A 13,210-nucleotide genomic window follows, 5' to 3' on the forward strand; every position below is an offset into this window, starting at 1 on the left:
GCGCGATGAGTCTATAAGCGGGTTACAGGAGATAAATAATGTCTGAGTCTGAAACAGGTAATCCGGTAAAAACAAGCCATGACAACTCAGCTCGCCACCTCGTTGATCTGGTTACACTGTTCGTATTGCTGGGTTGCTCCTTTATTGGTGTCGCAATAACCAATATATCCCCTGCCCGCAGTCACACCTACTGGATGGCCATGGTGCCGGTATTTTTCATTGCCAGCCTGGTGACCGAGTGGCCACATGTTCGTAATGGTAAATACCCCTGGGTAACGGTGCTCTGGAATCATGGTCTGCAATGGCTGGCATTGCTGGCGGCGGCACAGATGGTGTTTGTTATTCAGCAGATTGGCCGTCTTAATAATGAAACGACCGGTCTGATACTGTTGTTGTTATTCGCGCTGTCGACCTTTGTTGCTGGTATTCGTATGGGTTGGGTATTCAGACTTGCCGGGATTTTCCTTGCGGCAGGTCTGCTGGTGCTGGCTTACATCGAGCGGTACCTGTGGGTGTTAGTTCTGCTGGCTATATTTTTCCTGGTTCTTCACCACTTTATCTCGCGTTTCAGCAGGCGGGCGTAACCGGGGCGGGAAAGCTGCTGCCCGTCAGGCAGGTAGAACTTCAGCCTGAAATCATCCTCAATTTCTTTCCAACTGTCATTCAGATGACAGAATTTTACTGTCCCTGATATTAGCATCCAGGCAGGCAGTGTGCCTTGCATAACGGTATTTAACAGGAGAACTGAAGAATGGATATTTCGAATGGCAAAACCCGTGGAATTTTGCCCGGCTGGGTGCTGGCTGGTGTTTTGAGTGTTCCGTTGGTAGTAATGAATAACATGTCGGTCGCCGCTGTGCAGCCAGATGTCGTCAAACAGGGTGCGGTTACCCAGGCTGAAAAGGCCGCAGAAAAAAAGCAGGAGAAGTTCAGTGCTGAAGCAATGGCAGCACTCAAGTCGGTTGATGAAGCTATTAGCTTGCTGAAAGACGGTAAAAAAGATGTGGCCGTCAAAAAGCTCGAGATAGCCAGTGGCAAACTTGAAGTAGCTATGGCGGCCAATCCGTCGCTCAAATTGATTCCTATAGCCACTGAGGTCAGGACTTATGAGCTGATTACGACACCGAAACAGGTTAAAGCTGATCTTGATGCAGTGGATGACTTGCTGGAAAGTGGTGATGTACAGGGCGCGCGCGCGTTGCTGAGCGGAATGCGCAGTGAAGTTGTTACTGAAACAATATATATCCCGATGGAAACCTACCCTGATGCCATCAAGCGTGCAGTGCGGGAAATTACGGCTAACCAGAGCCGGAAAGCCCGGGCAACGCTGATTGAAGCCATGGGAACACTGGTTAAAGATACGCTGGTCATGCCGCTGCCTGTGGTTCTGGCGCAGGGTGCTATCGAGGATGCCATGGCCGTGCAGGCATCTGACAAGGACGAGGCGCTTAGAGATCTGGAATATGCCTCAGTGCAGTTGGAAATTGCCAGGCAGCTCGGTTATTTTTACGACACAAAGGATGACTACAAGACGTTAAAGAAAAATATCGAGGATATTGAGCAAGCACTCAAGGGTAAAAGTAAAACCGGGCAGCTGTTCGATGACGTGAAAAATGGCTTTGGCAAGCTGGTCGACAAATTTACCAGTGGCAAGGAAAAGAAGTAGATTAGAAAAATCCCGGCTGATCCGTTGCCGCATTCGCTACAGGAGCGGCAATGGACAGGCCGGGGTATCTTCTCAGCTGGTTATGATTTGACCGGCGCGTAGCCAGGGTTGCCTTCGACACCCTTGATCTTTGGTTCATTGAGTTCCATGTGCGAGATGGTCTTCTTGTCGCGCAGGTATTCGCTGACCACGTCCCAGATCGGCTTGCCTTCAAGCGGCTGACCAACGCTGGCCCAGCCGGCAACGGAGTATTCCTTGCTGGCACTGATCGGCTTGCCATCCAGTTCCATGTCACTGATGCGCGAGCCCATGGCGGCGTTCGGGTCGATGCTGTATTTCAGTCCACCAACGCGCACCATGTCGCCACCCTGCTGGTAGTAGGGGTCTTTATTGAACAGGTTGTCGGCAACATCTTCGAGGATTTCCTTGATGCGAGTGCCGGTCGTATTATTGAGCGTGACAGTAGGGTAGGTAATGGCTGTCTGTGTCATCACGTGCTCGAAAGTAATGGCCTCGCCCGGCAACACGCTTACGCCCCAGCGGAAGCCTGGTGACAGTGATATCTCTGCGCCCTGAACGTCCATCAGTGCGTCACAGATAAGCTGGTCGAACGTGCCGTTGAAGTTGCCACGACGGTACAGAAGCTCATCAGTGACGGCCAGTTCTTCAGCCAGCCTGGCTTCATAGGGCTTGCGCATTTTATTGATATACGTTTCCATCTCGTTGTCTGCTTCCAGCAGGTTGGAGAAGATCGGCATCAGGTGATAGCGGTAGCCTTGCACCTTGCTGTTGCGGACGTCGAAATCGAGTACGCCAAGGAATTTGCCATTGGAGCCGGCGTTGGTCACCAGTGTCTTGCCACTGGCGTTGTCGACGATGACCGGACGGGGAATGGCATCGTGCGTGTGCCCGCCCATAATGGCGTCTATACCCGTAACCCGTGAAGCCATCTTCAGGTCGACATCCATACCGTTATGTGACAGCACGACGACGACCTGTGCGCCCTCACCGCGGGCCTGGTCAACCATTTTCTGCATCCGCTCGTCGCGAATGCCGAAACTCCAGTCAGGTACCATGTAGCGGGGGTTGGCGATAGGCGTATAGGGGAAGGCCTGGCCAATGATGGCAGTCGGGACGCCGTTGATTTCCTTTATTACGTAGGGCTTGAAGACAGGCTCTTCCCACTCGGTGCTGAAAATATTCTGGGCGACAAAGTCGATTTGTCCCTTGAAATCTTTCTCGATGATCTCGGTGACGCGGTCTGCGCCGTAGGTCATTTCCCAGTGGGCGGTCATGACGTCCACGCCGAGCAGCTTCTGGGCATCGACCATGTCCTGGGCATTGGTCCAGTACGAGGTGCCGGAGCCCTGCCAGGTGTCACCACCGTCCAGCAGCAGCGCCCCGGGGCGTTGTGCGCGCACTTTCTTCAACAGTGTGGCGAAGTGGGAGAAGCCGCCGACTTTGCCGAATTTTTTTGCCGCCTCGGTAAAATTCAGATAGGTGAAGGCATGGGCTTCGCGCGAACCTGGCTTGATGCCGTAGTAGGCAAGGAACTTCTCTCCGACCAGGTGTGGCGGCTGGCCACGCATGTTACCGATACCGAGGTTGATATTCGGTTCGCGGAAATAAATGGGCTGTAGTTGTGCGTGACAATCTGTGTAGTGCATCAGGGAGACATTCCCATAGGGAAGCATCTCGTAGGGCTGCAGAGGCGCTGACGAAGGCGTCACGCCGGCAGAGGGGGCGGGTGCATCCGAGTCGCAGGCACTCAGGGAAATACCTGAAGCACTCGCAACGGCGAGCATCTGGAGAAATTCACGACGACTGATATTCATATTTGGTCTTCCCGGGTTTTGGTGCAGGCAGTTGTAAAAGTTGTCTGAAAAGACGCGAACGAGGCAAGTTTATTCCTATTGGCATAAACAAAAAAGCCCGGTCAGAGACCGGGCTTTACGGGGTGGCTTGCGATTACTTGCGAGCCCCCGGGCCGTTGAGTTCCAGACCGTCGCTCATATAGGTGTGGAAGTATTCAAGTGCCTTGTACTCATCACTCTGTGCCTTGAAAGGCTTGAAGCGAACCTGCTTGTTACAGCCGCCGTAACGACGGTGGATGGTGCCAAGCGCTCCCCACTTGGAACGGTAAACCGGGAAGTGGGTCGTTTGACCGAGTGCTGGACTCAACAGGTCGGCACGAATGCGGTTGCCTGCATTCCACTGGTGGCAGTCTGCACAGGACATGTTCAGCTGTCCGCGTTTGGCATAGAAGTGGTTTTTGCCACGTTCGTAGGCTGCCATGGCAGCCGTGTCAGCCGGAATTTTGACGTTGGTCTTGTTCCCGCGTGAGGTGTAGGCCATGTAGGCGGAAATATCGGCTATCTTGCCTTTCTTCCAGCCCAGTGGCTTTTCACCATTCTTCACGCGACAGTCATTGATCGCGCCTTCGAGTGTGACGACCTTGCCGCTACTGGTATCAAAGTAGGGGTAGTCCTGCTTGATACCCATGCCGCCGTTGCGGAAACAACTTGCATAGGTCTTGCCGTTTGCGAACGGGGTTTCGAACAGCTTCTTGCCCTTGTCGATACTGAGTTCGTAGGGTGGAAACTCTTCAATGGATTCCCATTGCGCCCGGGAAGCCTTGTCGATGGCGTACACGCCGTTGACAAATTCCTGGAAGGGAACGTCGGGGAACCGCTTGGCAAAGTAGCTGCGGAATTCTTTCAGATCCTGCTGTGGACTAGCCTGAACCGCGATTGATCCTGAAAACATCAGGCCGAGGGTCGTGGCGATGGTGAGCAGTTTTTTCATGAGTTGTCTGCCTCCGTATGGGGTGTTGGTCGGTTGGATTGTCTGATCAGCATCAGGCAATCTTGGCCTCGGCGGAGTCTTTCTCGCCCTTGTTATCGACCCAGCTCAGCTTGATGGTATCGCCCTTCTTGGCGCCTTCAACCTTGAACTGCAGGAATGGGCGCTTTGAAACTGCAGGCCCCCACAGCGCTGTCAGCACAACAGTGCCATTTAGCTCACAGACCACCTCCTGGATGAAGTGGGCAGGAATTTTCTTGCCCGTTTTTTTGTCTTTACGCAGGCCGGTTTCCATGGGGTGCTCGATCAGTGCACTGACCTTGGTAACCTTGTCGCCGGCTTTTGCCCGAATCTTGATAGTTGACATGTTTCTTTCCTCTGAATCCTGGTTAACCGCCACAACCACCGATGGTGATCTTGACCTCTTTCTGCGCGCTGTACAGCTTGCCACCCGCCTTGACGACAGCAATGACGTTGGATGTCTTGCCCATCTTGATGCGCGTGTTGACAAAGCCCTCTACGCCCGGGCCGAGGATGAAGGAAGCGGTCAGTGGTGATGCGTTCTTGTCGACAATAATGCTGATAGATTCGATATCAGCCAGCTGGCTGGTGACCTTGACCGGTACCACTGCGCTGTTTTCGCCCAGATCCGGTGCATCGATCTGAACCTTGTCCGAAGCCTGCATGGCATGTGAGCCGGCTAGTGCGTCGAGTGCAGCGTCTACACTGGTTGCCTGGAATGCATTTGTTGGCCAGGCGGCCAGAACGGCTCGCGGGGTTAACAGGCCTGCACCCACAGCGGCACTGACTGCGCCTGCGGCTACGGAGCCTTTCAGGAAGGTTCTGCGTTTCATGTTAATCACTGGTATCTCTCCTGGTATTGAACTGCACGCTGTTTATAACGTGTAGATAAACTCGACAATTTTATCGATCTCGCTTTCGCTGAGAATCTTGTTGCGCCCGAAGGGTGGCATAATCGTGTTGGGGTTGGCCTTGGTGGCATCCCAGATCTGCGCGCGTAGCTTTGCCTTGTCAGGGTAGCGTGCTTTCATGGCAATCAGTGGCGGGCCGATGTTACCGGCCAGCTTGCCACCTTCGATCTGGTGACATGCGAGACAGTTGCCTTTCTTGCGGTCGAATGACAGGGCTTTTCCCTGTTCAGTGACCGAGGCGGTTTGTGCCTCGGCAGCGGTGCCGGTGACCGGGAGCAGCGCCAGGCTGCTCGCAATCGCCAGCACAGAACTTGCTGTTTTCAGGATGCTGGGGAATTTCCGCATCTTTATCCTCCTTACAATGCGCATTTAAAAAAAGTGTACTTGTTTTGCCAGTTATCTGGCGAATTTTGCGCGGCTGCTAAGCCATGCACGTTATTGTGAACCTGCAATAATCCCAATGCTTTCGCGACTATAGCCCTCTGTTTACGGCGAGTCAAAGCAGTTGCTGCGGCGTTTGCTGATAATGATTTATAGCAACGCTTTGAGGGTCCGGTCGAATTCGTGTTTCAGGTCGTGAATCGGGTATTTTCTCAAGTTACTAGACGCGAAGACGGGGGTCGCCGGGGTTTTATTCCCGTTCTGCGCGTTTGGCGAGAGCAGATTTAAGATCATGCAGTCTGGCCTGTATGCGGGCGCGGTCATAGTCATTCAGCCCTTTCAGCTTGAGGGCCTGTTCCAGCTGGTCGACGGCGAGCGGCAGATTACCGTTCATGGCATAGAGTTCGGCAGAGGCGAAGCGGGTTTCCCAGGTGGGACCGTGGGCGCTGGCGGCACGTGCCCAAAGCTTGTAGATCGGCGGTGTTCTGGCATTTTCGTTACGCAATAGTGCCAGAATGACGTTGCGCGCCTCATCGGGCTTGCCGGCGATCAGCAGGGCTTCTGCGTAGTACTGGCCAACCACCAGGTCACCGGGATAGAGGCGCAGGGTGTCCTCGAACAGCTCCAGTCCTTGTTGGGTTTTGCCGTCCTCCATCAGCAGCCGGGCCTGGGTGGTGCGGTACAGGATGCGGTCAGGATCAGATTTCCTCAATACAGCGAGCTGTTTCAGCGCCGTGCTTTTGTCGCCCGTACGCCAGTTGGCAAGTGCTATGCCATAGCGTTGGGCCGGCCCTGCGTTTGCCTTGAAGCTGCGCAGCAGGCTGCCGGGGTCGCGGGACTGTTGTACGGCGAGGCGCACCTTGACCAGTTCAAATTCCAGTGTGTCTCGTTGTTTGCCATGGCCGTATTTGCCTGCCCGCTCGGTCGATTCCGCAATACGGTCGGCGGTCACCGGGTGAGTACTGAGAAATTCAGGGATGCTGGCTGCACCGTACAGTCGCGTCGTCTGGTACAAGCGCTCAAAAAAGGCCGGCATGCCGAAGGGGTCGATATCGGAGCGTGCAAGGGTCTGGATGCCGATTCGGTCGGCTTCCTTCTCGTTGGCGCGTGTGAAATTCAATTGTTGCTGGATGCTGCCTGCCTGTACGGCAGAAGCGGCGGCTATGCCGGCATCGGCGCTGCCGGTGGCGGCACCCAGCAGGATTGCCGCAATGGTTGCAGCCGCTGTAGGCAGGCTGAGTTGCTGTGCTGATTCGTAAGCGCGTAACAGGTGGCGCTGGGTGACGTGGGCGATTTCATGTGCCATGACGCCGGCCAGCTCGCTCTCGTTTTCAGCGGCGAGTATCAGCCCTGTGTGGACGCCTATGCGTCCCCCGGGCCCTGCAAATGCGTTGATCGACGGGTCGTCGACAACAAAAAATGTAAACGGGTAGCTTGGTGTGTCGCTGTGGGTGACCAGTCGGGCGCCGAGCTGGCGGATATAGCGGTTGATGTGAGGGTCGGATACGAGCGTTGCCTGACTGCGTATGCTGCGCATGAAGGCCTCGCCCAGCGCCTGCTCCTGAACCGGAGAAATCAATGCGCCCGTGGAATCGCCGAAATCCGGGAGCTGGTCGGCAGATATCTCACTATGGGCAATCTGCGGGAGGCCCCCTGACAGCAATGTCAGGGCAACCAGCTGGAGGACGCGCGGTATCATTCGCAGCGCAGAATAACCCAGCGTCAGGCTGGCGCCAAGGCGATGGTTTAAAGAATGCTCTGGTTGACGATACATGAAAGCCCGGTCAGGTTGGGTTGACAATAAAACAAATCACCCCAACAATATTAACAATGACTAATATAGGTGAGACGATGAACGGGATACAGGAAATTAATGCATCACAGCTTTCCGATATGATCGGAAACGGGGCTGAAAGTTTCAGGCTGATCGATGTTCGCAGTGCCAACGAGATGGCGCAGGGCATGCTTCCGGGTGCAGAAGCCATGCCGATGCACCTGGTGCCATTACGGCTCGAAGCGCTGAGACAACCCGGGAAAATCGTTTTTTATTGCAGAACAGGCGCACGATCGGCGCAGGTTTGCGCCTTTTTGCAGCAGCAAGGTGTTGATCACGCTATTAACCTGCAAGGTGGCATTGTCGACTGGTATCGTCAGGGCTACCCGATAGAGTCACCAGAGGCGGGTGTCGTGGCTGCTGCCCGATGAGACAGGAAGAGTGCAAGTTCCCGTATCTGTGGTCGAATGTCAGCTATCCAGAAAGGGATATCAGGGCGCTTTTTGCTTGCGTTTGAAGATTACTTACCTTATAAGTACGGGCCTTCGAGACTGACCACCAAACTATTTATAAATTGAAAACACGTTAAGGAGCACTTTACGATGGCAAATTTTGACGAAGAATTAGACGCATCCGGCCTGAACTGCCCGCTGCCGATCCTGCGCGCCAAGAAGGCACTCGGAACACTGGACAGTGGTAAGGTGCTGCATATCATTGCGACCGACCCGGGTTCTGTGAAAGATTTTGAAGCTTTCGCCAAGCAGACCGGTAACGAGCTGATCGAATCCAAGGAAGCTGGCGGTAAATACGAGTTTCTGATCAAGAAAGCGTAAGCTGCGGCAATTCCATAAAAAGCGGCGTGGGGATTACTCCCCACGCCGCTTTTTTTTGGCAAAAAAAGCCCCGGCACTGCCGGGGCCATATTTCACATATAGACAATTGTCCTGGGGAGCTCTGATTAATTCATATTCCGCCATTCTGGCGTATGCCAGAATCCAGTGGTTTCAACGAGATGGATGCCGGCCTACGCCGGCATGACGGATCAATCTGAGGTTCCCTAGATATTCCACACCAGCTGCGCGCTGAGAATATCCACGCTGGCATCGTAATCGCCTGAAATAGTGCCAGTGGTGGCAGTGCCGTGATCCGTTTTTGGCTCTTTCACAAACAAGTGTGAGTAGCCCACATCGATGCCCAGTGCGGGGCTCATCTGGTAACCAAAGCCAACCGAAACCCAGGTGCGGTCTTCACCCGGTATGCGCGCGGTCCGGTGTTCATCATTGGGGATGGGGCTTTCGTCGAAGGCAACGCCACCGCGGAACAGCCACTGGTTATTGTGCCGGTAGTTGACACCGACAGCATACCGCATGCTGTCATTCCAGCTTTCATCAATGGCAGTGTCGGGCTGGAATGAGTCATATTCAATGCGTAACTCATCGAATGAACTCCAGCCGGTCCAGGTGACATCAGCCATAACGGCCCACTGGTTGTTCATGTCGTGGTAAGCACTGAGTGAAGCTGTCTGGGGCAGGTCGACACTGGCGCTGACATCGGTGTCCACGAAAATGCCGAACGGGGCAATCTGGGCAATCGTATTGGAGAAATCACCATCGCCTATCAGTTGTTGCTTGACCTTGGAGCGGTAGTTAAAGCCGATACGGGTGCTGGCAGATGGTTCGTACAGCAGGCCAAAATTGAAGCCACCGGCCCAGTTATCACCTTGAACCTTGGCGAAACCATCGGCGCCCTCCGGCAGCAGGCCGGCACAGCTTGCCGGGTCTGCGCCAGGTACACCAGCGGCCTGCAGCTGGGCCAGGATCGGGGTGCACAGGCTGCCCTGGTCAATCGCCTGTGTCAGCTCTGCTTCCATATACTGAAAGCTCACACCTAAACCGACAGACAGTGAGTTGGTGGCCTTGAAAGCAATAGAAGGGTTGATATTGATTGTGATGACTTCCGACTTGATGGCCTGGTAGCGACCGACCCAGTCATCGTCGTATTCGGTTGCAAGACCAAACGGGGCATTGATACCAAGGCCAAACATGAGCTGGTTATTAAGTGGTGTTGTGTAGTACAGATTGGGAACGACACCAAGTCCGCCGGCATTTCCACCATCGCCGCCGGTTGTTACCGGTGTAGTTGCCGGTGTGGTTGCGTTGCCACTGAAATCGGCCTGGGTCGCCACAAGGTGCAGACCACCAACCACTTGTCGAGGTAGTCGCGTCATGCCGGCGGGATTGAAATAAATCGTTGATGCGTCATTGGCGATTGCCGCGCTACCGGCAAAGGCATTGCCCATTTGACTGGCGCTTTGTTCGATGAGCGCAAAGCCTGCTGCCATGGCGCCGGGAGCCACCAAGGCCAGTATTCCGGCGGTGGCAAGTTTAAGTGACGGGATTCTGGCTTTCGGATTCAGCATCGGAAGCTCCTCTGATTGTTGTGTGGCCGCTACGAATTTGCAGCATATCGTCCGCAGCCGCCGTAATACAAGTCAAATCCACGTAAAACTGCTTTCAGAAAAATGGCTAAGTATCATGAAACTCTTATATATAATAGCAGGCATGAAACTTGCTTTTCAGGAAATGGGGAATTGACAGCCTGCCCCTTTCTGCTACATGTTTGTAGCGTACACCCCAACCAGGTGTTGTAAAAATACAACGTAATGCAGGCGCCATACGAGATAGACAAATTCTTTTTAAGAGAGGAAAGGACTTATGAAACCCATCCTGAAAGGTACATTGACATCCGCCGCAGTGGCGGCCGCGCTGATAACAGCGCCGTTGGCTAATGCCACCAACGGGTATTTCAAAATCGGTTATGGTTCAAAGAACCGGGGCATGGCAGGCGCAGGTATGGCCTTCGGTCAGGACTCGCTCGCTGCAGCGGTTAATCCTGCGGCTCTGGCAGGTATGGGGAACCGTGTTGATGCCGGCGTTGAATTATTCAGCCCGAGTCAGCGTGAATCCGAAGTTGATGCCAGAGGTCTGTTGGTTGGGGATCTCGGTAACGGTATCCGCCAGGGCATGGAAAGTCGTGAAGACAGCGGTGCCACTTTGTTCGCAGTACCGAACTTCGGTCTTTCGATGGATGGGGGCGGCAACATGACATTCGGGCTGTCGGTTGTTGCCAACGGTGGCATGAATACGCGTTACGGAAGCGCCAATGGTGGAACCGGCAATATCTTTACCACAGCATTTGCGCCAGTGATCGGTGATACCTCAACGGGGGCATTTCAGCCGGGCGGTCCCTCCGGTTTTGCTGGTGCGCTCGAGGTTGGTGCATTTGGCCCCCCGGTGCCTGCGGCAGTCATGGACCCGAACCTGGCGGCGCTGTACCTGAACCCGAACACGGCACCCTCGCTTGGTGTTAACCTGTCACAGTTGCTGATCACGCCAACCATTGCATACAAGATCAATGCAAATAACTCGGTCGGTTTCTCACCGATCATCGCCTACCAGCGTTTCCGCGCTTACGGGGTGGGCCTGTTCCAGGCATTCTCCAGTGACCCGGGCAAAGTGACCAACAACGGTGACGATGAGTCCTGGGGTTACGGTGCCCGGGTCGGTTACCAGGGTACGTTTGGTATGTTTTCAATCGGCGCTTCCTATACCAGTAAGCTGAATATGGAGGCCTTTGACGACTACGCCGGCCTGTTTGCCGAGAAAGGTGATTTTGATATCCCGTCGACCTACGGTGTCGGCATTGCCATTCATCCTTCATCCAAATTGACCATTGCGGCAGATGTTACCCGCATCAACTACAGTGATGTGGCGGCCATCAACAATGACGGCCCGACGGCAGATGAGTTCATGAATGCATTTGTGGGTGCGCTGGTTGGAAACCCTGCAGCTATCTCGAATCCGCTGGGTACGAATGACGGCTGGGGTTTTGGCTGGGACGATATCACCGTGTACAAGGTGGGTATCAACTACATGCATAACAGCAAGTGGACGTTCCGTGCCGGCTACAACTTTGCAGAAGTACCTTACGACGAGGACCAGGCATTGTTTAACGTACTGGCACCTGCCGTCGTCGAGAAGCATGCTACTGTCGGGTTTACCTACAATCCGTCGACCACCAGTGAGTTGACGGTGGCCTACATGCATGCTTTCCGCAACAGTGTGGATTATGACTACAATGGTACGGGTGGGTTTGCGGGCTTTGGTTTCTCTGCGGAAAATGCCATGTCCCAGAACTCCGTCGAAGCCAGCTATGCGTGGAAGTTCTGATTGGTGTCTGTGAGACCTTTATGCAAGATATCCAGTTAGAAAAAAGGGCCGTGATGTCACGGCCCTTTTTGTACAACATATGCGGTCGCAATACAGGTGTATGTTGTTTAGACTGAATCCGATGAGTAAAAAATCAGGAGTCAAGGAGAGGAGTATGGTTAATATTAAACGTCTGTTTTCAATTTTCATGCTGGTCGGGGTGGCACTGTTGCCGCTATCCGGCGCAGTCCAGGCCGCCGAAAAATTCAAACCTTTTGTTCTGGCGTTCAAGGGGCCAGCGGATTTCGATGCCAAGGTCAATGAAACGCGTGACAAGCTGAAGTCCGAGGGCTTCCGGATTGTTGGAGAATTTACGCCTTATGAGGGAACGCATGTCGACAAGGCCCACGTAATCATTGTTACCAATGACGAACTGGTCAAGGCGGCATCCATGTCCAAACTGGGTGGCTTTGCAGCACCGTGGCGCATTGGTATTACCAAGGTGGGTGACGAGGTCCAGGTGGCTTATCCGAATCCCATCTATATCGCCAAGGCCTACCGGCTAAAGACGGACCTGGAAGGTGTCAATGACGCGCTCCGTCGTTCACTGGGTGCGATCGAAACATTTGGCTCAAAGAAGGGCTTGTCAGCGCGTAAATTGCGCAAGTACCACTATACCTTTGGTATGGAGTACTTCGATGATGTGCTCGAATTGGCCGAATATGACAGCCACAAGGCGGCAGTGGACGCAATTGAGAAAAATCTGGCGGCCGGTGTGGGTGGTGTGACCAAGGTTTATCGTCTGGATCTGCCCAACGATGTCACAGTATTCGGTGTCGCGCGGAAGGCCGGAGAAAAGGGTGACGAAAACATGGATGATGCATGGATTATGGACAACGTCGACTTTGAAGAACTGAAAACAACGGCCTACCTTCCCTATGAAATCCTGGTCGATGGCAACAAGGTAGTTGCGCTTCACATGCGTTTCCGTATGGCACTGCACCGCCCCGATCTGAAGATGATGGGTTCTAACAGCTTCATGAATATCATGCCCAGTCCGAAAGCCGTGGAAAAAGCACTTCGTGCTGCTGCAGGTGGCAAATAAGCCTGAAAGAGACCGGGTTTCGTGAGTCAATTTTGAACCCCTGCTTGCAGGGGTTTTTTTATGTTTATCCGGAAATGGATTTTACTGTAAAGATGTGTGTTTTCCAGCCGTTATCAGTTATTACTACAGAACTGTAATCGCTAAATCAGGGAAATCATATGCCGGGTCAGGCCAGAAAAATATTTACTGTACGCTTTGGTGGCAAGTCTGGAACTGACCTTGTGATAACACTGGTCATGCTGCTGCTGACCGGTGTTTCTGTCACGGTATATTCATCAGCGTTGCTGGCTGCGCTGACCGGTTCGGTGGCCGGGTTCTTTATTTCAAGATTGATATTGACGT

The 13,210-nt window shown here is 53.7% G+C and carries 13 protein-coding genes; 6 read left to right on the forward strand and 7 right to left on the reverse strand.

Annotation, left to right across the window (positions count from 1 at the left end; genetic code table 11):
• Positions 1–38 precede the first annotated feature (38 nt).
• Together DFR30_RS03065 and DFR30_RS03070 are read left to right on the forward strand one after the other, a co-directional pair.
• Positions 39–584, forward strand: coding sequence for a hypothetical protein (locus DFR30_RS03065; protein ID WP_132971273.1), 546 nt, complete (start codon positions 39–41; stop codon positions 582–584).
• Between the two features lie 167 nt (positions 585–751).
• The gene (locus tag DFR30_RS03070; RefSeq protein WP_132971274.1) at positions 752–1,666 is read left to right on the forward strand and encodes a YfdX family protein; all 915 of its coding nucleotides are present in this window, start codon (positions 752–754) and stop codon (positions 1,664–1,666) included.
• A gap of 80 nt (positions 1,667–1,746) precedes the next feature.
• On the opposite strand, the gene soxB is transcribed toward DFR30_RS03070, so the two are convergent.
• The 6 genes from soxB to DFR30_RS03100 all read right to left on the reverse strand — a co-directional run bounded on the left by soxB (position 1,747) and on the right by DFR30_RS03100 (position 7,555).
• A complete protein-coding gene (gene soxB, locus DFR30_RS03075) occupies positions 1,747–3,501 on the reverse strand; it encodes a thiosulfohydrolase SoxB (protein ID WP_132971275.1) in 1,755 nt (584 codons plus the stop codon).
• A gap of 133 nt (positions 3,502–3,634) precedes the next feature.
• A complete protein-coding gene (gene soxA / locus DFR30_RS03080; RefSeq protein ID WP_132971276.1) occupies positions 3,635–4,471 on the reverse strand; it encodes a sulfur oxidation c-type cytochrome SoxA in 837 nt (278 codons plus the stop codon).
• Between the two features lie 52 nt (positions 4,472–4,523).
• Complete coding sequence (soxZ, locus tag DFR30_RS03085) at positions 4,524–4,835, reverse strand: thiosulfate oxidation carrier complex protein SoxZ (RefSeq protein ID WP_132971277.1); 312 nt, start codon at positions 4,833–4,835, stop codon at positions 4,524–4,526.
• A 22-nt stretch (positions 4,836–4,857) separates the two neighbouring features.
• Entirely contained in the window at positions 4,858–5,322 is a 465-nt protein-coding gene (gene soxY / locus DFR30_RS03090) for a thiosulfate oxidation carrier protein SoxY (RefSeq protein WP_132971278.1), read from the reverse strand.
• 42 nt (positions 5,323–5,364) lie between these two features.
• Complete coding sequence (gene soxX / locus DFR30_RS03095; RefSeq protein WP_132971279.1) at positions 5,365–5,745, reverse strand: sulfur oxidation c-type cytochrome SoxX; 381 nt, start codon at positions 5,743–5,745, stop codon at positions 5,365–5,367.
• 286 nt (positions 5,746–6,031) lie between these two features.
• Positions 6,032–7,555, reverse strand: a complete 1,524-nt coding sequence (locus tag DFR30_RS03100; RefSeq protein ID WP_132971280.1) for a beta-barrel assembly-enhancing protease — start codon at positions 7,553–7,555, stop codon at positions 6,032–6,034.
• 56 nt (positions 7,556–7,611) lie between these two features.
• Between DFR30_RS03100 and DFR30_RS03105 the strand changes: the two genes are divergently transcribed.
• Together DFR30_RS03105 and DFR30_RS03110 are read left to right on the forward strand one after the other, a co-directional pair.
• On the forward strand, positions 7,612–7,986 hold the full coding sequence (locus tag DFR30_RS03105) for a rhodanese-like domain-containing protein (RefSeq protein WP_243640664.1): 375 nt from the start codon (positions 7,612–7,614) through the stop codon (positions 7,984–7,986).
• 171 nt (positions 7,987–8,157) lie between these two features.
• Positions 8,158–8,388 (forward strand): sulfurtransferase TusA family protein, encoded by a 231-nt coding sequence (locus DFR30_RS03110; protein ID WP_132971281.1) that lies wholly within the window; start codon positions 8,158–8,160, stop codon positions 8,386–8,388.
• Positions 8,389–8,612: 224 nt separating this feature from the next.
• On the opposite strand, the gene DFR30_RS03115 is transcribed toward DFR30_RS03110, so the two are convergent.
• Complete coding sequence (locus tag DFR30_RS03115) at positions 8,613–9,974, reverse strand: OmpP1/FadL family transporter (RefSeq protein ID WP_132971282.1); 1,362 nt, start codon at positions 9,972–9,974, stop codon at positions 8,613–8,615.
• A gap of 295 nt (positions 9,975–10,269) precedes the next feature.
• Here DFR30_RS03115 and DFR30_RS03120 point away from each other — a divergent pair, with 295 nt between their 5' ends.
• Positions 10,270–11,784 carry an OmpP1/FadL family transporter gene (locus DFR30_RS03120; protein WP_132971283.1) on the forward strand — a complete coding sequence of 505 codons (1,515 nt, stop codon included), beginning with the start codon at positions 10,270–10,272 and terminating at the stop codon, positions 11,782–11,784.
• 154 nt (positions 11,785–11,938) lie between these two features.
• Positions 11,939–12,868: a DUF302 domain-containing protein gene (locus DFR30_RS03125; protein WP_207891791.1), complete on the forward strand. Its 930-nt coding sequence runs from the start codon at positions 11,939–11,941 to the stop codon at positions 12,866–12,868.
• The last annotated feature ends 342 nt before the right edge of the window (positions 12,869–13,210 follow it).

Source organism: Thiogranum longum (assembly GCF_004339085.1).
In the GTDB taxonomy this organism is placed as follows: domain Bacteria; phylum Pseudomonadota; class Gammaproteobacteria; order DSM-19610; family DSM-19610; genus Thiogranum; species Thiogranum longum.